The organism is Actinocatenispora comari (genome assembly GCF_017312725.1).
In the GTDB taxonomy this organism is placed as follows: Bacteria; Actinomycetota; Actinomycetes; order Mycobacteriales; family Micromonosporaceae; genus Actinocatenispora; species Actinocatenispora comari.
Map to the genome: position 1 here is coordinate 76,447 of NZ_BOPO01000008.1, position 21,174 is coordinate 97,620.

The 21,174-nt window shown below is 74.1% G+C and carries 15 protein-coding genes; 13 read left to right on the forward strand and 2 right to left on the reverse strand.

The genetic code is table 11. From position 1 onward, the window contains the following. Positions 1 to 489 precede the first annotated feature (489 nt). The 6 genes from ileS to NUM_RS04915 all read left to right on the forward strand — a co-directional run bounded on the left by ileS (position 490) and on the right by NUM_RS04915 (position 9,560). Complete coding sequence (ileS, locus tag NUM_RS04890) at positions 490 to 3,615, forward strand: isoleucine--tRNA ligase (protein WP_207123357.1); 3,126 nt, start codon at positions 490 to 492, stop codon at positions 3,613 to 3,615. 155 nt (positions 3,616 to 3,770) lie between these two features. Then, positions 3,771 to 4,802 (forward strand): LacI family DNA-binding transcriptional regulator, encoded by a 1,032-nt coding sequence (locus NUM_RS04895; RefSeq protein WP_207123340.1) that lies wholly within the window; start codon positions 3,771 to 3,773, stop codon positions 4,800 to 4,802. Between the two features lie 190 nt (positions 4,803 to 4,992). Continuing rightward, entirely contained in the window at positions 4,993 to 6,126 is a 1,134-nt protein-coding gene (locus tag NUM_RS04900) for a sugar ABC transporter substrate-binding protein (protein ID WP_207123341.1), read from the forward strand. Continuing rightward, entirely contained in the window at positions 6,123 to 7,715 is a 1,593-nt protein-coding gene (locus tag NUM_RS04905) for a sugar ABC transporter ATP-binding protein (protein ID WP_207123342.1), read from the forward strand. The genes NUM_RS04900 and NUM_RS04905 overlap by 4 nt, the downstream gene beginning before the upstream one ends. A gap of 76 nt (positions 7,716 to 7,791) precedes the next feature. Then, positions 7,792 to 8,808: an ABC transporter permease gene (locus tag NUM_RS04910; protein ID WP_207123343.1), complete on the forward strand. Its 1,017-nt coding sequence runs from the start codon at positions 7,792 to 7,794 to the stop codon at positions 8,806 to 8,808. Between the two features lie 77 nt (positions 8,809 to 8,885). Continuing rightward, on the forward strand, positions 8,886 to 9,560 hold the full coding sequence (locus NUM_RS04915; RefSeq protein WP_370466924.1) for an endonuclease V: 675 nt from the start codon (positions 8,886 to 8,888) through the stop codon (positions 9,558 to 9,560). Between the two features lie 163 nt (positions 9,561 to 9,723). On the opposite strand, the gene NUM_RS04920 is transcribed toward NUM_RS04915, so the two are convergent. Both NUM_RS04920 and NUM_RS04925 read right to left on the reverse strand, forming a co-directional pair. Beyond that, complete coding sequence (locus NUM_RS04920) at positions 9,724 to 10,578, reverse strand: class I SAM-dependent methyltransferase (RefSeq protein ID WP_207123344.1); 855 nt, start codon at positions 10,576 to 10,578, stop codon at positions 9,724 to 9,726. Positions 10,579 to 10,913: 335 nt separating this feature from the next. After that, positions 10,914 to 12,578 carry an alpha-L-fucosidase gene (locus NUM_RS04925; protein WP_370466926.1) on the reverse strand — a complete coding sequence of 555 codons (1,665 nt, stop codon included), beginning with the start codon at positions 12,576 to 12,578 and terminating at the stop codon, positions 10,914 to 10,916. 951 nt (positions 12,579 to 13,529) lie between these two features. Between NUM_RS04925 and NUM_RS04930 the strand changes: the two genes are divergently transcribed. From NUM_RS04930 to NUM_RS04960, 7 genes are all read left to right on the forward strand, one after another. Further along, complete coding sequence (locus NUM_RS04930) at positions 13,530 to 14,450, forward strand: metallophosphoesterase (RefSeq protein WP_225918336.1); 921 nt, start codon at positions 13,530 to 13,532, stop codon at positions 14,448 to 14,450. 325 nt (positions 14,451 to 14,775) lie between these two features. Then, positions 14,776 to 16,029, forward strand: coding sequence for a helix-turn-helix domain-containing protein (locus NUM_RS04935; RefSeq protein WP_207123347.1), 1,254 nt, complete (start codon positions 14,776 to 14,778; stop codon positions 16,027 to 16,029). A 41-nt stretch (positions 16,030 to 16,070) separates the two neighbouring features. After that, positions 16,071 to 16,637, forward strand: coding sequence for a flavoprotein (locus NUM_RS04940; RefSeq protein WP_207123348.1), 567 nt, complete (start codon positions 16,071 to 16,073; stop codon positions 16,635 to 16,637). 143 nt (positions 16,638 to 16,780) lie between these two features. Then, a complete protein-coding gene (locus tag NUM_RS04945) occupies positions 16,781 to 17,752 on the forward strand; it encodes a Nif3-like dinuclear metal center hexameric protein (protein ID WP_207123359.1) in 972 nt (323 codons plus the stop codon). Next, a complete protein-coding gene (locus NUM_RS04950; protein ID WP_207123349.1) occupies positions 17,749 to 18,486 on the forward strand; it encodes a zinc ribbon domain-containing protein in 738 nt (245 codons plus the stop codon). The genes NUM_RS04945 and NUM_RS04950 overlap by 4 nt, the downstream gene beginning before the upstream one ends. Continuing rightward, positions 18,483 to 19,976: a bifunctional RNase H/acid phosphatase gene (locus NUM_RS04955; protein WP_207123350.1), complete on the forward strand. Its 1,494-nt coding sequence runs from the start codon at positions 18,483 to 18,485 to the stop codon at positions 19,974 to 19,976. Before NUM_RS04950 ends, NUM_RS04955 begins: the two co-directional genes overlap by 4 nt. A gap of 10 nt (positions 19,977 to 19,986) precedes the next feature. After that, on the forward strand, positions 19,987 to 20,421 hold the full coding sequence (locus tag NUM_RS04960; RefSeq protein ID WP_370466925.1) for a protein-tyrosine phosphatase family protein: 435 nt from the start codon (positions 19,987 to 19,989) through the stop codon (positions 20,419 to 20,421). Positions 20,422 to 21,174 lie beyond the last annotated feature (753 nt).

A 21,174-nucleotide genomic window follows, 5' to 3' on the forward strand; every position in this document is an offset into this window, starting at 1 on the left:
GGTCGCCGAAGGCGACTTCTGACGCAGGTCGCCGAAGGCGACTTCTGACGCCGGTCGCCGGCGGGGAATGCTGACCCGGCTCGCCGGCGGGAGTGCTGATCCGGCTCGCCGCAGGAGGCTTCCGATGCCGGTGTTGGGCGGCGCGCGGCCCGAGGCGATATTGGCTGTCGGGGTCGACGGGCGGCGTGGGTATGCTGGTGGGGTAGCGAAACGGTGCTGATGGGGACAGGTAGCGCCGCAGGCGGCCGAGAGCGATCCGGGGACGGTGGAAGCCCGGTCGGTGCGCGCGGTGGCGAGATCACCCCGGAGCCGCCGGCAGAAAACCGTCACCGGTGAGTAGATCCGGCATCGCTGCACGACGAGTGGGTCGCGCCCGGCAGCACGCACGGCGCGGCCAAGGAGGGTGGTACCGCGGGGCCTGGTCCTCGTCCCTTCGACGGAGTCGCACACACGTCCGCCGGAGGAATGTCGTCGATGACCGACACGCCGCTGTACAACGAGGTGCCCGCGCAGGTCGACCTGCCGGCGCTGGAGCACGAGGTGCTCGCGCTGTGGCGGGACAACAAGATCTTCGCCCAGTCGATGGCGCAGACCGAGGGTCGCCCGGAGTGGGTGTTCTACGAGGGCCCGCCGACCGCGAACGGGATGCCGGGCGCGCACCACATCGAGGCGCGGGTGTTCAAGGACGTCTTCCCGCGGTACAAGACGATGAAGGGGTTCCACGTCGGCCGCAAGGCGGGCTGGGACTGCCACGGCCTGCCGGTCGAGCTGGCGGTGGAGAAGGAGCTGGGGTTCCGCGGCAAGCCCGACATCGAGGCGTACGGGGTGGCCGAGTTCAACGCGAAGTGCCGGGCGTCGGTGCAGCGGCACGTGGACGCGTTCACCAAGCTCACCGAGCGGATGGGCTACTGGGTCGATCTGTCCGACGCGTACTGGACGATGGACCCGAGCTACATCGAGTCGGTGTGGTGGTCGCTGAAGAAGATCTTCGACGACGGCCGGCTGACCCAGGACCACCGGGTCGCGCCGTGGTGTCCGCGTTGCGGCACCGGGCTGAGCGACCACGAGCTGGCGCAGGGGTACGAGACGGTCGTCGACCCGTCGGTCTACGTCCGGTTCCCGCTGACCTCCGGCCCGCTGGCGGGCAACACCGCGCTGCTGGTGTGGACGACGACGCCGTGGACGCTGGTGTCCAACACGGCGGTCGCCGCGCACCCGGACGTGGACTACGTGGTGGCCACCGACGGCACCGAGCGGCTGGTGGTGGCCGAGCCGCTGGTCGCCGCGGCGCTGGGGGAGGGCTGGACGCCGACCGGTGAGCGGTTCACCGGCCGGGAGATGCTGCGCTGGAGCTACCGGCGGCCGTTCGAGCTGGTCGACATCCCGGACGCGCACTACGTGGTCAACGCCGACTACGTGACGGTCGAGGACGGCACCGGGCTGGTGCACCAGTCGCCGGCGTTCGGCGCCGAGGACATGCAGGTCGCCCGGGCGTACGGACTGCCGGTGGTCAACCCGGTGCGCCCGGACGGCACGTTCGCGCCGGAGGTGGGCCTGGTCGGCGGGGTGTTCTTCAAGACCGCCGACGAGGCGCTCACCGCCGACCTGGACGCGCGCGGGCTGCTGTTCAAGCACGTGGCCTACGAGCACTCGTACCCGCACTGCTGGCGCTGCCACACCCCGCTGCTGTACTACGCGCAGCCGTCCTGGTACATCCGCACCACCCAGGTCAAGGACGCGCTGCTGCGGGAGAACGAGCGCACCACCTGGCATCCGGAGACGGTCAAGCACGGCCGCTACGGCGACTGGCTGAACAACAACATCGACTGGGCGCTGTCCCGGACCCGCTACTGGGGCACCCCGCTGCCGATCTGGCGTTGCGACTCCGACCACCTGACCTGCGTCGGGTCGCTCACCGAGCTGGCCGAGCTGGCCGGCCGCGACCTGACCGGCCTGGACCCGCACCGCCCGTACATCGACGAGGTGACGCTGGCCTGCCCGCAGTGCGGCGAGCAGGCTCGGCGGGTGCCGGAGGTGATCGACGCCTGGTACGACTCGGGGTCGATGCCGTTCGCGCAGTGGGGCTACCCGCACCGCAACGTCGAGCAGTTCGAGTCGACCTACCCGGCGCAGTTCATCTGCGAGGCGATCGACCAGACCCGCGGCTGGTTCTACACACTGATGGCGATCGGCACGCTGGTGTTCGACCGCTCCTCGTACGAGACGGTGGTGTGTCTGGGGCACATCCTCGCCGAGGACGGCCGCAAGATGTCCAAGCACCTGGGCAACATCCTCGACCCGATCGAGCTGATGGAGGCCAACGGCGCGGACGCGGTGCGCTGGTTCATGGCGGCCGGCGGTTCGCCCTGGGCGGCCCGGCGGGTCGGTCACAACACCATCCAGGAGGTCGTCCGCAAGACGCTGCTGACCTACTGGAACACGGTGTCGTTCCAGGCGCTGTACGCGCGGCTGGCGAACTGGGCGCCGAGCGCGGCCGATCCCGCCCCGGCGCAGCGCACGCTGCTCGACCGGTGGCTGCTGTCCGAGCTCAACACGCTGGTCCGGGAGGTGGACGCGGCGCTGGACGGGTTCGACACCCAACGTGCCGGGCGGCTGCTCGCCGCGTTCGTCGACGACCTGTCGAACTGGTACGTGCGGCGGTCCCGGCGGCGCTGCTGGCAGGGCGATCCGGCGGCGCTCGCCACGCTGCACACCGCCATCGAGACGGTGACCCGGCTGCTCGCGCCGATCGTCCCGTTCATCACCGAGCGGGTCTGGCAGGACCTGGTCCGGCCGGTGACCCCGGACGCGCCGCAGTCGGTGCACCTGACGAGCTTCCCGGAGCCGGACGAGGCGCTGATCGACCCGCGGCTGTCGGCGCAGATGGCGCTGGCCCGCCGGCTGGTGGAGCTGGGCCGCAGCGCCCGGGCCGAGGCGAAGGTGAAGACCCGGCAGCCGCTGTCCCGGGCGCTGGTCGCCGCCGCCGGTGCCGACGAGCTGCCGGCCGAGCTCGCCGCGGAGATCTGCGCCGAGCTCAACGTCACCGAGCTCGGTTCGCTCGCCGCGGTCGGCGGGTCGCTGGTCGACGTGGCCGCCAAGGCGAACTTCCGCGCCCTGGGCAGGCGGTTCGGCAAGCGCACCCAGCAGGTGGCCGCGGCGATCGCGGCGGCCGACGCGGCGGAGCTGTCCGCGGCGTTGCGCGCCGGTACCGCCGGGGTCGATCTCGACGGGGAGCGCGTCGAGCTGTCCGCCGAGGAGGTCGTCGTCACCGAGACCCCGCGCGAGGGCTGGGCGGTCGCCGCCGAATCCGGCGCCACCGTCGCGCTGGACCTCGCGGTCACCCCGGAGCTGCGCCGGGCCGGGCTGGCCCGGGAGGCGATCCGGCTGATCCAGGAGGCGCGCAAGTCCAGCGGGCTGCAGGTGTCGGACCGGATCGCGGTGCGCTGGGACGCGGCGTCGGCGGAGACCGCCGACGCGCTGACCGAGCACGCCGGGCTGGTCGCCGACGAGGTGCTGGCGGTCGACTTCGCGCACGGTACCGGCGACGGCAACGGGTTCGGCACGCCGTTCACCGACGACGGTCTCGGCCTGACGTTCCGGCTCCGCCGGGCCTGAGCGGCGGGGGCCGTACCGGCGACCGGTGCGGCCCCCGGGCCGTGCCGGGCCGCTCGTCGGTACGGTCCCGGCGTCCGGTCGCCGCCGCGCTCGGGTGCCGGCGACCGCGGTCGTTACGCTGCTGCGGTACGGGCGCCCGACGGCGAGGGGTGACGATGCAAGGTCCGGATGCGGTGGGTGGGCGGGCGGCACGGCCGACGCTGCGCCAGGTGGCGGCCGAGGCCGGGGTCAGCCTCAAGACCGCCTCGCGGGTGCTGAACGGGCATCCGCACGTGTCGGACGCGACCGCGGCGCGGGTGCGCGGCGCGGCCGACGCGCTCGGCTTCCGGCTCAACCGGATCGCCCGGGAGCTGCGCTCCGGCGCCACCTCGACCTCGGTCGGGTTGATCATCTCGGACCTGGCGAACCCGTTCTACTCGCGGATCGCCCGCGGCGCCGAGCGGGTGCTGCGCGCCTCCGGCCTGCAGCTGGTGACGGCCAGTACCGACGAGGACTCGAGCCAGGAGCGGTCGCTGGTCGAGGAGCTGCTGGAACGGCGGGTGCGGGCACTGCTGGTGGTGCCCAGCGGTACCGACCACGCGTACCTGGAGCCGGAGCACGGCCGTACCCCGGTGGTGTTCCTGGACCGGCCGCCGGTGCGGCTGGCCGTCGACACCGTCCTGGTGGACAACCGGGCCGGGGCCCGCGCCGGCGTGGCCCACCTGCTGCGCGCCGGGCACCGGCGGATCGGGTTCGTCGGCGACCTGTCCCGGCTCGCCACCCAGCGGGAACGGATGGCCGGTTTCGCCGACGCGATGCGGTCCGCCGGCGTGCTGCAGTGGGAGCGGTACGTGCGCGCCGACTCGCACGACCAGGACACCGCGGCCCGCAGCACCCGCGAGCTGCTCGGTACCGATCCGGCCCCGACCGCGCTGTTCACCAGCAACAACGTCAACACCGCCGGTGCCCTGCGGGCGCTGACCGGGGTGGCCACGCCACCGGCGCTGGTCGGCTTCGACGACTTCGACCTGGCCGACGTCCTCGGCATCACGGTGGTCGGGCACGAGCCGGAGGAGATGGGTCGCATCGCCGCCGAGCGGGTGGTGGCCCGGCTCAACGGGGACGACAGCCCGCCTCGCACGGTGGTCCTGCCGACCCGGATCATTCCGCGTGGCTCCGGAGAGCGCGCACCCGCTGACATCCGATGAGCAACCGCTGATTCCCGCCGAGCCCGGGCCGTACTGGCCCTCTTACGGTCTTGTCATCGGATGATTGCCTGGTTAGTGTCGCGCTGCGACGTGAATTGTCTAAGAGGTCCGCACTGACAGGGCGTTGGCCCTTTCGGTGCGGACCGCCAACGGCGGTCCACGCGGGAACCGACCCGGCGGAGGGGGACAGGTGGGCACGGATGGTACGCGGCGTACCAGCAGGGTGTGGCCGCGCAAGGATGGCTCGCGGCGGCGCGGCGCTCGACGCCTGATCGGTCTGGCCGCGGTGGCGGCGCTGCTGGTGGGCCCGCTCGCGGCCTGCTCCGAATCGGGCCCGGGCTCGTCGTCCGGCGGCTCCGGCGGCAGCAAGCTCGGCAAGACCGAGACGTTCAAGCTGGGTGTCTCGCTGGCGTTGAACAACACCGACTTCTGGACCTCCTACATCGGCTACCAGAAGCAGTACGCCAAGCAGTACCACGCGAAGCTGATCGGGCCGCTGGTCAACAACAACGACTCGGGCAAGCAGATCTCCGACATCCGTACGTTGATCTCGGAGGGCGCGCAGGCGCTGATCGTCAACCCGGTCGACTCGGCGGCGATCAAGCCGGCGCTGGACTACGCCAAGAGCAAGGGCATCCCGGTCGTCTCCGTCGACGTGGCGCCGAGCGCCGGCGACACGTACATGATCGTGCGCGCCGACAACGAGCTGTACGGCACCGAGTCGTGCGAGTACATCGGCACGCACGCCAAGTCCGGTACCGTCGCCGAGCTGCAGGGTGACCTGTCGTCGCTGAACGGCCGGGACCGCTCGACCGCGTTCGAGAAGTGCATGGCGAGCAAGTTCCCGAAGCTGAAGGTGGCGAAGTACCCGACGAAGTGGGACGCGAGCACCGCGACCACCGCGGCGGCCACCGCGATGTCCAGCCACAAGGACCTGGTCGGCATCTACACCCAGTGGAGCGGGCCGGTGCCGGGCATCCTCCAGGCGGAGAAGAGCGCCGGGAAGTACAAGGCGGTCGGCAAGCCGGGCCACATCATCATGGTGTCCAACGACGGGGTGCCGTTCGAGATGAAGGACATCCGGGACGGGGTGCTGGACGCGACGGTCTCCCAGCCGGCCACCCTCTACGCCAAGTACGCGGTGTCCTACTCGCGGGACGCGCTGATGGGCAAGAAGTACGCCAAGGGCCAGCAGGCGGCGTCCGGCGCCGGGCCGCTGGTGACGGTCGGCAGCAACCTGGAGGACCCGATCAAGGCGCCGCTGGTCACCAAGGACAACGTCGACGACCCCAGCCTGTGGGGCAACCAGGCGGCCACGAAGTGACCTCGACCGCCGTCATCGAGGGCGCGGGCCTGTCCCAGACCTTCGGTCGCACCCGCGCCCTCGACGACGTCAGTCTGGCCATCGAACCGGGCAGGTGCCTGGGACTGGTGGGCCGCAACGGCGCCGGCAAGTCGACGATCGTGTCGATCCTGACCGGGTTGCGCCGTCCGGACGCCGGCCACGTCCTGCTGTCCGGCGAGCCGGCCCCGCCGGTCGGTGACCCGGCGGCGTGGCGCCGCAAGGTGGCCTGCGTGTACCAGCACTCGATGCTGGTGCCGACGCTGACGGTGGCCGAGAACATGTTCCTCAACCGGCAGCCGCGCCGCCGGTGGGGCGTCATCAGCCCGGCCGCGATGCGTACCGAGGCGGCGAAGGTGCTGGCCGACTGGGGCGTCGAGCTCGACGTGACCGCGCTGGCCGGCGCGATCTCGGTGGAGCAGCGGCAGATCGTGGAGATCGCCCGCGCGCTGTCGGCCGGTACCCGGTGCCTGATCCTGGACGAGCCGACCGCGGCGCTGGAGCGGGCGGCGGTGAGCCGGCTGTTCGACCGGATCCGGCCGCTGCTGTCGGCCGGCGTCGGCATCCTCTACATCTCCCACCACCTGGAGGAGGTGTACGAGATCTGCGACGAGGTCACCGTGCTGCGCGACGGCCGGCACGTGGTGACCGCACCGGTCGGCGAGATCGGCCAGGACGAGCTGGTGGCCGCGATGGTCGGCGCCGCCGACGCGGCCGACGTGCACGCCACCACGATCGACGCGGCACCCACCGACGACCCCACCGCCGAGCCGGTGCTGAGCGTGCGCGAGCTGACCGCGGTGGACGGCCGCGGCAGCGTCAGCGGGGTCAGCCTGGACGTGCGGCCCGGCGAGTGCGTCGGGCTGCTCGGCCTGGCCGGCTCCGGTACCACCACGCTGGCCGACGCCGTCGCCGGCCTGGTGCGGGCGCGCAGCGGGCAGATCGTGGTGGCGGGCCGGGTGGTACCGCCGGGCCGGCCGGACGTGGCGCTGCACCGCGGCGTGGGCTACGTGCCGGAGGACCGGCACGACCGCGGCTACGTGCCGCTGCTCGGGGTGGCCGACAACGTCACCATGACCATCAACGACCGGCTGACCCGCTACGGGGTGCTCGCACCGGCCCGGCACCGGGCCGCGGCCCGGGAACTGGCCGGCCGCCTCGACGTGGTCTCCGCCGGTACCGGCCAGCCGGTCGGCGAGCTGTCCGGCGGCAACCAGCAGAAGGTGGTCGTGGCCCGGGCGCTGGCGCGCGATCCGAAGGTGGTCGTCGCGGTCGGCCCGACCCAGGGTGTCGACGTCGCCTCGAAGCGGTCGCTGCTCGGCGCGCTGGAGCAGGCCCGGGACGGCGGCGCCGGGGTACTGCTGGTCTCCGACGACCTGGCGGACCTGGCGATCGCGAACCGGATCGTGGTGCTGGTCCGCGGCGGCGTGTTCGCCGAGTTCACCGAGCCGCCTTGGGACCGGGAGCGGCTGATCGCCGCGGCCGAGGGGCTGGCCAGCGCGGCACCATCGTCCACTGTGGACAAACAGGACGGCCCGCAGGCCGGTACCGAGGGAGAAGCGCAGCAATGAGCGAGCGCCAGCGAGCGAATCATGGGCATCGGGTGCCTTGGTGCCTCATCGTCGTTCCGACGCAGGAGGAACGACGATGAGCGACACGACTGTCGAGCCGGCGCTGGTGTCCGCGGGCGCCCGGCGCGGCGCCGCGGTCAACCTGATCCAGCAGTTCGCGCTGATCCCGGTGATCGTGATCCTGTGCGTGGTCGGCGCGTTCGTCAGCGACTCGTTCCTGACCCTGACCAACCTCGCCAACGTCGGCCAGCAGATCTCCGCGCTCGGCGTGGTGGTCGTCGCCGAGACGCTGATCCTGATCACCGGCAGCATGGACCTGTCCCTGCAGTCCAACTACGGGCTGTCGGCGATGGTGGCGGCGTGGCTGGTGGCGCCGGCCGCCTCGTCCGGGCTCGGTGTCGAGATCAACCCGCTGCTCGGGCTGCTCGCCGGGCTGATCGTCGGCGGGCTGATCGGGCTGTTCAACGGCGCGCTGATCGTCAAGGCGAAGATCAACGGCTTCATCCTCACGCTCGCGATGTACATCCTGCTCGCCGGCGTGCAGACCGGCATCGTCTCCGGGCACACCGTCGGCAGCCTGCCGAAGTCGTTCATCGCGCTCGGCTCCTTCTACTTCGCCGACATCCCGATCTCGGTGTGGGTGGCCGCGGTGATCTTCGTGATCGCCGGGCTCTACCTGCGCTACACCCGGACCGGACGGTCGCTGTACGCGATCGGCGGCAACCGGGAGGCGGCCCGCGCCGCCGGCATCAAGGTCGACCGGATCCGCATCGGGGTGTTCATCGTCGGCGGCGGCCTCGCCGCCCTCGGCGGCCTGATGGAGGCCGGCCGGGTCGTCGCGGTCACCGCCAACCAGGGGACGAACCTGATCTTCACGGTGTTCGCCGCCGCGGTCATCGGCGGCGTCAGCCTCAACGGCGGGCGGGGCAACATGCTCGGCGCCGCGACCGGTGTGGTGCTGCTCGGGCTGGTGCAGAACCTGCTCGCGCTCGCCCAGGTGCAGAGCTACTGGATCGACGCGGTGGACGGCGCGGTCATCCTGGTCGCCCTCGCCCTGTCCCGGCTGGTCGGCGGCGAACGCAGCAGCGAGTGAGTCGTCCGGGCCCGGCTGGCCACGCGTCGGCCGGGCCGGCCGTACGCCGCGCCGGCGCGGACCCGTACCGTGGCCGGGTGCACGTACCGGAGCTGGCCTGGCCGACCACCGCCGCGCAGGCCCGGGCCGAGCAGGACCGGCTGCGGCCGCTGGTGCGCACCACCGGTTCGCTGCCGGCGCCGCTGCGCACCGTGGCCGGCCTGGACGTCGCGTACGGCGGAGACGACCGGCTGGCCGCCGCGGTCGTGGTGCTGGACGCGGACACCCTCGCTCCGGTCGACCAGGCCACCGCGGTCGGCGTCGCCGCCTTCGACTACGTACCGGGGTTGTTCGCGTTCCGCGAGCTGCCCGCGCTGCTCGCCGCACTCGCGGCGCTGAGCACGGTGCCCGACGTCCTGGTGTGCGACGGGCACGGGCTGGCCCACCCGCGCCGCTTCGGCCTCGCCTGCCATCTCGGCGTACTGCTGGACCGCCCGACGATCGGCATCGCCAAGACGCCGTTGTCCGGCCGGTACGAGCCGCCCGACCCGCGCCGTGGTGCCGGCTCGGCGCTGCTGGCCGACGGCGAGGTGGTCGGCCGGGCGCTGCGCACCCGCGACGGCGTCAAGCCGGTGTACGTGTCGGTCGGCCACCGGCTCGACCTCGACGCGGCGTGCGCGTTGGCGCTGCGGCTCACCCCGCGGTACCGGTTGCCGGAGACCACCCGCCGCGCCGACCGGCTGTGCCGCGACGCCCTCGCCGCCGCCGGCTGACCGGCAGCGGCGCCGCGTCGCCCTCGCCGCCGGCCGCCCGCGGCGGCGTTGCGCGGCCCTCGCCGCCGCCCGGCCCCGGCGGGTGCCGGACGCGCCGCCGCCTGACCCCGGCGGGTGCCGGACGCGCCACCGGCCGCCCGCGGCGGGTCGTCGGGGGGAGCGGTCAGTGTCCGGGTTCGGCGGTCGGGCGGCGGGCGCTGGTCACCAGGCAGGTCGACCAGGTACGGACGCCGTCCGGGTGCTCGTGCCGGGCCAGCGCGGCCTGCAGGCCGGTACGGGCGGCGGCCAGAGCGGCGGGGCTCGCGTCGCGCAGCCAGTGCCGGACCGGACCCCAGCCGAGCAGGAAGTCGGTCGCGTCGGTCGCGTCGCGCCCCCACCGCAGCGGTACCCGCAGCGGCTCGGTGACGATGTCGGTGAACCCGGCGTCGGTCAGTACCGCGGTGACGTGGGCCGGGTCGGCGAGCGAGTCGGGCTGGGGCCCGGTGTCCGGCGTCGCCGTGCCGTGCGCCCGGACGGCGCCGAACAGCTGCCACATCTCGTCGCCGGCGCCCGGCGCACCGAGCGAGACGAACGCGAGCCGGCCGCCGTCGCGCAGCGCCCGGCCGAGGTTGCCGAACGCGGCCCGCTGGTCGGCGAAGAACATCACCCCGGCGCGACTGATCGCGACGTCGAAGGCGGCGGTGCCGAGGTCGTGCACCTGGGCGTCGCCCTGCACGTAGTCGACGTTGTCGAGGTTCTCGGTGGCGGTGCTCGCCCGGGCGGCGGCGAGCATCGGTGCGGACAGGTCGATGCCGACCACCCGGCCCGGCCGGGCGGTACGGGCGGCGAGTCGGGTGGTCGCGCCGTTGCCGCAGCCGACGTCGAGCACCCGGTCGCCCGCGGTGATGCCGGCGGCGGCGAACAGCGGCTCGTTCAGCGGGGCGTTCAACGCGTCGTACCGGTTCTGGTGCCGGGCCCAGTGCCGGCCCTCGTAGCCGTTCCACGCCTGCGCCTGGTGGGTGTTGACGAGCTGCGCCATGGATACCTCCCGGGGGTGTTTTGGCCAGCATGGCACCAGCGACCCGAGCCCGGCATCGTGCCGCGGTCGCAGCATCGACTACACCCCCGGTGGTACTCCCCGGGGGTGTAGTCGACGGACTCGGTAGGGCCGGTCGCGCGGGCCCTCCGGGCGCGCCTCGCCGGTGCCACCGACGAGTCGGGCGACGCCGGGTGCGGTGCGCACCCGGCGGTCGGCCCGGGGTTCGGCGCGGCGGGCTCGGCGGAACCCTGCGGCGCAGCCGGTTCGGGGCGGCGCGGCCAGGCGACTCGACGTGGGCAGGCGACTCGACGTGGGCAGGGCGGGGGCAGGGCGGGTCAGTGCGGCCAGGAGACGCGGAACGTCCAGACGTACCGGCCGGTGTCGGTCGCGGCGGCCGGGACGTCGACGACCAGGACGCCGTCGTCGCGGTGCCGCCAGGACAGCTCGGGCCGGTACCCGAGCAGGTGCACCCGGTCGCCGCTGGCGATCGGCACCGGCGCGTGCACCACCAGCTGGGAGCCCGGCCGTACCAGCGAGCTGACGTAGAACGCCCGGTCGCCGGCGACGGTGAACCGCAGGTCGCCCTCGGCGGCGCCCTTGTCCCAGTAGGTGGTGCCGTAGACGGCCTCGCCGTTGACGTCCAACCAGGCGCCCATCTCGCGCAGCCGGGTGGCCATGATCGCCGGGATGGTGCCGTCCGCCCGCGGTCCGATGTCCAGCAGCAGGTTGCCGTTCTTGCTGACCACGTCGACGAGCTGGCCGACCAGCTCGTCCGCGGTGGCGTACGCGTCGTCCGGGGTGGCCGCGTTGTAGCCGAACGAGAACGGGTCGATGCCGCGGCACGCCTCGAACTTCGCCGTCGACAGCGCGAACGACGACGCGTACTCCGGGGTGGTGAAGTCGGCGGCCGCCAGCCCCATCCGGTTGTTCACGGTGACCTGCCGGCCGGACTCCAGCGCCTGGTTGAAGTGCAGCGCCACCACCGCCGGATCCGTTGCGGGACTGCCGATGTCGCCCCACAGCACGTCCGGCCGGTACCGGGTGATCAGTTCCTTGAGCTGCGGGATCTGCAGCTGGTGCAGGTAGTCGGTCTCGCCCCGGTCACCGGTGTAGGGCTCGGCCGCCCCGGTGTACGGGTTCTGCGGCCCGCGCCCGCGCCACGGGTCGGCGGGGTTGTACCACTCCGGCAGCGAGTAGTAGACGCCGGTGTGCAGTGACGGCGCGTGCCGTCGCGCCGCGTCGAACAGTTCCCGGACGAGATCGCGGTGCGGCCCCATCCGTACCGCGGTGCGGTCCGAGACGTGCGAGTCGAACAGCGCGAAACCCTCGTGGTGCTTTCCGGTCAGCACGAAGTAGCGCGCGCCGGCCTGCTCGAACAGCCGCACCCAGGCCACCGGGTCGAACCGCGCCGCGGTGAAGCGGGGGATGAAGTCGTCGTACGCGAAGTCCTCGCCCCAGGTCTGCGCGTGGTGCGCGTGGGTGGGGTCGTTCGGGTTGTCCATCTGCGCCCAGTACCACTCGGCGTACTCCTTGCCGACCGGAGCCCAGGCGGGCACCGAGTAGACGCCCCAGTGGATGAAGATGCCGAACTTGGCGTCGTCGTACCAGTCGGGCGCCTGGTGGGTGGCGAGCGACGCCTCGGTGCCGCGGTAGCGCGGGATGCCGGCGGTGAGCGGCACGTCCCGGTGTGCGGCCACGCCCTGCCCGGTGACCTCGACGGTGCCGTCGACCTTCGTACCGGCCGGCAGCCCGGGCGAGCGGATGCCGACCTGGACCCGGGCCTGCTCGCCGGGCAGCAGCCGGGCGATCCGGGCCGGAGCGGTGGTCTGCACGCCGTCGGCCCGCACCCGTACGGTCAGCCGGTGCGCGGCGGTGACCGGCTCGCTGCCCAGGTTGGCCACGGTGACCGCGACGACCTGCGAGCGCCCGGTGCCCAGCCACAGCGTGGTGGACGCGGCGGCCCGGACCGCCACCGCCCGACCGGCGGTCACCGGCTGCATCGACAGCGCGAACACGTGCAGGCTGGCGGCGCCCGCGGCCGGCTGCGCGGTGGTCGGCAGGGTCAGTCCAGTCGCGGTGCGGTTCGGGTCGCACCACACCGAAACCGGGAAGATCGACACCGGGTGCGGGTCGGTACCGCTGGGGGAGTACCGATCGGTGCTGGCGAGCGGGCCCGAGGTGGCGTACCAGTCCGGTGCGGACAGCGGTGCCGTGCTGGTGCTGCCGTCGTCGTAGTGCACGGTCGCGTCGCCGCCGGCCGGGCCGTAGGTGGCGGTGGCGAGCAGGTACGCGGCGAGGTACCGGCCGGGCGGCAGGTCGATGGTCTGGCCGGCCGCGACGAGGTTGTCCGGCGCGCCGGCGGCGGTGGTGGCCGGGAACTCGTACGCCACGCCGTCCACGGTCACGCTGCCGGACGGGAGCTGGCCGGCCGGGAAGCCGTACCCGCTGCCGTCGATGTTCGCGTCACCGGCGGCGGTGCCGATGCCGTTGTTGTCGTAGCGTGCCGCGATCGACACCGGTACCGGCGCGGCCGGCTCCGACCCGCCGGTGTCGGCGGGCCGACCACCGCCCGCGGCGGGTGTGGCCAGGGCGGGCGCGGCGGCGCCGAGCGCGAGGGCACCGCCGGTACCGGCGGCGGCGGTCAGCAGGTGTCTTCTGGGCAGTCCCATGCAGTCCTCCCGATCCGTGGTTTCACCCGATCTCTAATCGGTCAGTCGCCGCGTTTTGCGGACCAACGCGGGAGTGCACCGGAAAGAGATCGGATGTATCGACCACGCGCCATTGGACCGCGACCGGACGAAGACGTCAACCCCGACGACCGGGTACGGGCCGCCACGGCCGCCCGACGCTCCGCCCGGCACCCCCGACATGTCCACCGCGGCGCGCCGGGCGGCACACCGAACCACTCGGACGGTGCCGCGCCGGGACGTCCGGCCATCTAGCATGTGCCCGTGCCGATCTCCAGTTCCGAACCGTCCGCGCCCGAGTCGACCGCACCGGCCGAGTCGGTGCCGAGCGGGTCCGTGCCGGCTGGGTCCGTGCCGGCCGGGTCCGCGACCCCGGGCGCCGCGCCGTCGCCGCTGTACGTGGTGGGCGACGTGCATGGCCAGTACGACCCGCTGCTCGCCACGCTCGCCGGCAACGGCCTGGTGGACGCCGACGGACACTGGTCCGGCGGTACCGCCCGGCTGTGGTTCCTGGGCGACCTGACCGACCGCGGCCCGGACGGGATCGGCGTGGTGCGGCTGGTGCGCCGGCTCGGCGGTGAGGCGGCACAGGTCGGTGGCCGGGTCGACACGCTGCTCGGCAACCACGAGATCCTGCTGCTGGGCAGCCGGCGGTTCGGCGACGAGCTGATCGACCTGCCGGCCGGCGCCCGCAGCTTCCGTACCACCTGGCAGCTCAACGGCGGCCGGGACAGCGACCTGGAGGCGCTGACCGACGACGAGGCGGAGTGGCTGACCGAGCGGGCCGCCATGGTGCGCGCCGACGACTTCCTGCTCGCGCACTCCGACACGGTGGCGTACCTGGACTACGGCGACAGCGTCGAGCGGATCGTCACCGCGCTGCGCGCCGAGCTGGTCGACGGCGACGCGCCGCGGTGGTGGGAGTGCTTCCGGCAGCTGACCCGGCGGCACGACTTCCGCGGCGAGGGCGGCGTGGCCCGGGTGGGGGAGATGCTGGACACCCTCGGCGGCCACCAGTACGTGCACGGGCACAGCCCGATCCCGGAGCATCTCGCGGTGGATCCCAGCGAGGTCACCGAGCCGCTGCTGTACGCCGACGGTCGCGCCCTGTCCGTCGACGGCGGCCTGTTCGCCGGTGGCCCGTGCCTGGTCACCCGGCTGCCCTACCGCGCCGCCGCGCGCTAGCCGCCGCGCCCGAACCCGGGACCGACGGTCCTCCGGGTGGCGTACCGATCAACTGCGTCGAATGCGGCAGTCACCGGGCCGGGTGACGCGAACGGCCGAATTCTCGTCACCTGGCCCCGTTCCGGTTCGTTGCGCCATATGAAGTGGTCGACCAAGATGGTAGAAATGCTGTGAAACGCGACCACGATGGCTAGTTGCGCAGCGCAAGACCGGTGATGTTCGTACGAGTTCCGGCAGGCGCGGCCGCCCCCCGCGAGGGCCCGACCGTGTCGACGGCGTCGGTGATCCGCCGACCCGCAGCCGAGCGGCGCACAGGGGGTCAGGGATGGACGAGCTGCCTATCGGGCGTCGGGTCGCCTACTGGCGGGCCCGACGAAGGATGTCCCAGCAGTTGTTCGCGGACCAGATCGGCAAGTCCAAGAGCTGGGTCGACAAGGTCGAGCGCGGCGTGCGGCGGCTGGACAAGTTCTCCGTGCTGTACGAGATCGCCGACGTGCTCAAGGTCGACCCGCAGGTGCTGTTCGGCGGCGAGAGCCACCGCCAGCCGGACAGCGTCAACTGCGTCGACCAGGTCGAGGTCGAGGAGATCCGCGCCGCGCTGGAGAACTACGACCAGGTGGTCGCGTTCTTCGAACCGCCGCTGGTCGAGCAGGTCTCGCTGGACGAGCTGCGCAAGGCCATCTCGCACGCCTGGGCGTCCTTCCAGCACGCCAAGTACGGCATGGTGGCGCGCTCGCTGCCGAAGCTGCTGCGCGACGCGCAGAGCGCCGACGCCGCGCACGACGACTCCGCGATGACCGCGACCGAGAACGGCACCCGGATCAACGCCGCGCACCTGCTCGCCCAGACGTACCAGATCGCCGCGTCGGTGCTGCGCAAGCTCGGCGAGCACGAGCTCGGCTGGCTCGCCGCCGACCGGGCCATCGGTGTCTCGCACCGGGCCGGCGATCCGTTGCTGGCCGGCGTCGCCACCTTCCGGGTGGCGAACGCGATGCTCGCGCTCGGCCGGGCCCGTCCGGCGCTGGACCTCAACGTGCAGGTGGCGCACCGGCTCGCGCCGGCATCCGGCGCCGAGGTCACGCCGCAGCGGCTCAGCGTGTACGGGATGCTGTTGCTGCAGGGCGCGATGGCCGCGGCGCGGGTCGGCGACCTCGCGACCAGCCGCGATCTGCTGCGCGCGGCCGACGAGGCGGCCGAGCGGCTCGGCCGCGACGCGAACCACTACTGGACCGTGTTCGGCCCGACGAACGTGGCGCTGCACCGCGCCGCCGCCGCCGTCGACCTCGGCGAGCACGGCATCGCCATCAGTACCCACGAGTCGCTGGAACTGGAGGCGTTCGGCGCGATGCTGCCGGAGCGCCGGGCGCACCACCTGGTCGACGTGTGCCGGGCGTACACCCAGATCGGCGACCTCGACAAGGCGGCGGAGCTGCTGGTCGAGGCGGACCGGCTGGCGCCGTCCGAGATCCGCTGCCGGCCGCACGCGCACGAGGTGCTCACCGGCGTGCTGCGGCGCAGCCACGGCACCCCGGCCGCGCCGCTCGCCGAGCTCGCCGACCACCTCGGCGTCGCGGTGTGAACGCCGCCGGCGCCGGGCCGTTGCGGTCCGAGCCCCCGGCGATGGAGCCGGTGCGGGCCGAGCCCGCGGCGGCCGGGCCGGTGCTGTACGCGCTGGTGTGCGGCTCGCCGGCGGCGGCCGGGGTGGGCCGGCTGGTGGCCGCGGCGCAGCGGGACGGCTGGCGGGTCTGCGTGCTCGCCTCGCCGTCCGGCCGGCGGTTCCTCGACGTGCCGGCGCTGGTCGCGCAGACCGGGTTCCCGGTCCGCAGCGAGTACAAGTCGCCCGGCGCACCGGACCTGCTGCCCGAGCCGGACGCGATCGTGGTCGCGCCGGCCACCTGCAACACGGTCAACAAGTGGGCCGCCGGCATCAGCGACACGCTGCTGCTCGGCATCGTGGCCGAGGCGTACGGGCGGGGCCTGCCGATCGTCGCGGTGCCGTACTCGAACCGGTTCCACGCCGCGCATCCGGCGTTTCGCGCCAGCCTGGACCGGCTGCGCGGCTGGGGGGTCCGGGTGCTGTTCGGCGACGACGTCTGCCCGCTGCCGCTGCCCGGCGAGACCGCCGCCGCGCTGCTGCCCTGGCGGCTCGCGCTGGACGCGCTCGCCCGTACCCCGCAGCGGGCCTGAACCGGAGGCGCCGCCGCGCCGCCGGCCGGTACGGCGTGGCCCGACCTCGCGCCGCCGGTGCCCACCGGCGGGCGGCCGGTCCGCGGTGGCCGCCCGGACGGTAGCCTGCCTCAGTGGTGACAGTGGCGGACGTGTGCGACGCGATGCGGCAGTGGTACCCCGAGCAGTGGGCGCAGCCGTGGGACCGGGTCGGGCTCGTCGTCGGTGACCCGGCCGATCCGGTCCGCCGGGTGCTGTACTGCGTCGACTGCGTGCCGGCGATCGTCGAGCAGGCGATCGAGGTCGGCGCCGAGCTGATCGTGGCGCACCACCCGTTGCTGCTGCGCGGCGTGTCGAGCGTCGCGACCACCAGCTACAAGGGCCGGGTGGTGCACCGGCTCATCCGCGCCGGAGTCGCCCTGTACGTGGCGCACACCAACGCCGACGTCGCCGCCCCCGCCATCGCGACCGGGCCCGGTGCGGCCCCCGGACACACCGCCGTGCCCGGCGTGTCGGACGCGCTCGCCGCGACCCTGTCGCTCGCCGACCTGCGCCCGCTGGTACCGGCGGACGGCGCCGCGGCGGGCGAGGGTCGTGGCTTCGGCCGGATCGGAACCCTGCCGGCACCGGTACCGCTGGCCGAGCTGACCCGGCAGGTCGCGGCCGCGCTGCCGGCCACCGCCTGGGGAGTCCGGGCGGCGGGCGACCCCGCGCGAATGGTCCGGACGGTGGCGGTCTGCGGCGGCGCGGGCGATACGTTCCTCGACGCCGCCACCGCGGCCGGCGCCGACGCGTACCTGACCGCCGACCTGCGCCACCATCCGGCCAGCGAGCACCTTGCCGACGGCGGCCCGGCGTTGCTGGACGCGGCACACTGGGCGACCGAGTGGCCGTGGCTGTCCGGGGTCGCGGCAGGGCTGACCGACCGACTCGCCGTCGAGGGCATAGTCTCCTCGGTGGTGACCGATCCGTGGACCGTGCACGCCCCGTCCGGCGCCGCCGGAACCGTGCACACCGCGTCCGGCGCCGCCGGAAGCAAGCACACCGCGTCCGGCACCACCGGCGCGGGTTCCGCCGCCGGCGGTACGAGTTCCGCTGCCGCCGACGGCAACGGAAGTGAGGAGTTTCGTTCGTGAAGGCCGACCCGGCTGACCAACGCCGACTGCTGGACCTGCAGGCCACCGACACCGCGCTCACCCAGCTGGCCTACCGGCGCAACCACCTGCCCGAGCTGGCCGAGGTGGACAAGCTCGACGGCGAACTGCGCGCGGCGACCGACGAGCAGGTACGCGCCCAGACCGCGGTGGACGACCTGGACCGCGACATCAGTCGGGCCGAACGCGACGTCGAGCAGGTGCGTACCCGCGCGGCGAAGGACAAGGCGCTGCTGGAGTCCGGCCGCGGCGGTGCCAAGGAGCTGGAGAGCCTGCAGCACGAGCTGGCGTCGCTGGGCCGGCGGCAGAGCGAGCTGGAGGACGCCGAGCTGGAGCTGATGGAGCAGCGCGAGCAGGCGGCCGCGGCGCTCGCCACCGCGAGCCAGCAGCAGTCCGAGGTGCGGCAGCTGCGCGACACCGCCGAGCAGCGGCGGGACGAGTCGCTGGTGCAGCTGTCCGAGCAGGAACAGCAGCGGCGCGCCGAACGCGACCCGCTGGCCGCGGCGGTCCCGGGCGACCTGCTCGCGCTGTACGAGCGGATCCGCGCCAACACCGGCATCGGTGCGGCGATGCTGCGGGCCCGCCGGTGCGAGGGCTGCCGGCTGGAGCTGTCCGGCTCCGAGCTGGCGCAGGTGCGTGCCGCGGCGGCCGACGAGGTGATCCGGCACGAGGAGTGTGGCCGGATCCTGGTACGCACCGACGAGTCGGGGCTGTGACCGGGCACCGCTACGAGCGGGTCGTCGTCGAGGCGGACGGCGGGGCCCGCGGCAACCCCGGCCCGGCCGGGTACGGTGCGGCCGTGTTCGACGCGGACACCGGCGAGACGCTGATCGAACGCGCCGCGTACCTGGGCGTGAACACCAACAACGTCGCCGAGTACTCGGGGCTGATCGCCGGGCTGAAGGCGGCCGCGGCGCTCGGCGCCCGGCAGGTCGCGGTCCGGATGGACTCCAAGCTGGTGGTCGAGCAGATGTCCGGCCGCTGGCAGGTCAAGCATCCCGGGCTGCGGCCGCTGCACGCCGAGGCGGCGCGGCTCGCCGCCGGGTTCGCCGAGATCGGCTACGAGTGGATCCCCCGGGCCCGCAACAAGCACGCGGATGCGTTGGCCAACAAGGCGATGGACGCCGGCGAGTTCGGCGCCGTCGAGCTGGTCGACGTGCTCGCCGATCCGTCCACATCGGACGGTCCGGCTTCGGGTGACGACGCGCCCGCCCCGACCCGGCCGACCGAACCACCCCGCGCCGCCCACGGCGACGCCGGCGCAGCCACGAACACGTCCCCGCCCGCCGGCTCTGGGCCGGCGTCCGGCGACGACTCCGGACCGGTCGCCGGGCCGGCGCCGTCGCGCGAGACCGGCACCACCCCGTCGCGCGAGACCGGCACCACCCCGTCGCGCGAGTCCGGCACCGCGCCGTCGCGCGAGGCCGGTACAGCGGCCGACCCGGCACGGTCCGATGTGGACACCGCCGGTCTCGCCGAGGGTACCGACGATCCGGTCGATGCGGCGTTGCGCGCCATGGTCGGCGGGCCGGGCGTCGCGGCGGCCCGGCCGGGCGGCTCGGTCGCGGCGACCGCCGCACCGGTGGCCGGCCGTACCCGGCTGATCCTGGTCCGGCACGCCGCGACCGCACAGACCCGGCGCGGCGCGTTCTGCGGTGCCGAGTGCGATCCGGAACTCGACGAGATCGGGCGCCGGCAGGCGGCGGCGCTGGCCGACCGGCTGGCCGTACTGGCACCCGACGCGGTGCTGGTGACCTCACCGCAGGCCCGGGCCCGGCAGACCGCCGAGGCGATCGCGCACCGGCTGGACACGGTGCCGCGGGTCGAGCGGCGGCTGGTGGAGGTCTCGTACGGCGCCTGGGACGGGTTGACGTTCGACCAGGTCGCGGTCGGCTGGCCGGCCGAGCTGGACGCGTGGCTCGCCGCCACCTCGGTCGCGCCGCCCGGTGGCGAGAGCATGGACTCGGCCGGTGCCCGCTACGCCGAGGCGCTGAACGAGGTGCGGCGACACCAGCACGAGCGGACGATCGTCCTGGTCGGGCACGGCTCGATGGTGAAGCTGATGCTGCGCGACGTGCTCGACGCGGGCCGGCGCTTCCTGGACACCATCCAGGTCGACCCGGCCGGGCTGTCGGTGGTCGACCTGTTCGACGACGGCAACGCCGCGGTACCCACCATCAACGACACCGCTCACCTCATCGCCTAGGGTGTCGGGTGTGGTGAGCGTGTCGTGGCAGGACGGTGCGGCGGGCGTGCTGCGACTGCCGTCCGGCCGGATGGTGCGGGGTCGTGGGCTCAGCCGCCCGGTGCCGGCCGGCCCGGAACCCTCGTTCGGGGTGTACCTGCTTGGCCACCGCCCACCGGAAACCCGGTGGGCGTCGCGCTGGGTACGGTGGCGCGACTTCTGGCTGCCCGCCGACCGGGACGATGCGGCCGCGGCGCTGCGCGAGGCCTGGCAGCGGGCGGCGACCGAACGGGTGGAGCTGGCCTGCCTCGGCGGGAAGGGCCGCACCGGAACCGCGCTGGCCTGCCTCGCCGTGCTCGACGGGGTGCCCGCTGCCGACGCGGTCGACTTCGTCCGGGCGCACTACTCGCCGCGCGCCGTGGAGACCCCGTGGCAGCGCCGCTACGTCCGCGCCTTCCGGCCCTGACCAGGCAGGACGGGTCCGGTTGGGCGTGCTGACCGGTTTGGCCGTGCCGGGCGCCCGGGGTTTATCGCCGGCTCCCGCTGGGCACACCGGTAGATGACCTCGGAGTGTGCGGCTGGGGGGTCCGCCGCCGAGGTCGCCGAGAGGCGGCGGACCGGTCGGTGCCGGCGCGGTACCGGCCGGTCGGAGACGGAGGCGCAGATGACGGTCCCGGACCCGACCAATCCCGTACCGGTGCCGCCGCAGCGCCCGCCCGGCCCGCCGCCGCGGCCGCCCGAGCCACTCCCGCCCGAGCCGGGCGGCCCACCGGCTCCACCCGGCCCGGCGCCGACCCCGCCGATGCCGCCCCCGCCTGCTCCGGAACCACCGCTCCCGCCGCAGCCGGGCCCCGAGCCACCGACACCCTGAGCCGCGTCGCAGTGGCCGGGTCGCCGCCACCCCGAGTCGAGCAGCCGACGCCCTGAGCCGCGTCGTCGTGCCCGGGTCGCCGGCGGCCTGAGCCGCGTCGCAGTGGCCCGGGTCGCTGGCGCCCTGAGCCGATCAGCCGGGTCCTGAGCCACCGACGCCCGGAGCCGAGCAACCGAGCTCCGGGCGCGGCGGCTGACCCGCTGCCCGGGTCGGGTCGTGGGCCCGCCGGCCGGGCCACCGCCGGGGACCTGCCTCGCCGCGCTCGGCGGCGCGGTCAGTCCTTGACCAGTCCGGCGCGCCGCAGCGCGTCGGCGAGTGCCGTGTCGGCCGGCGCGGCCTGCCCGGGCC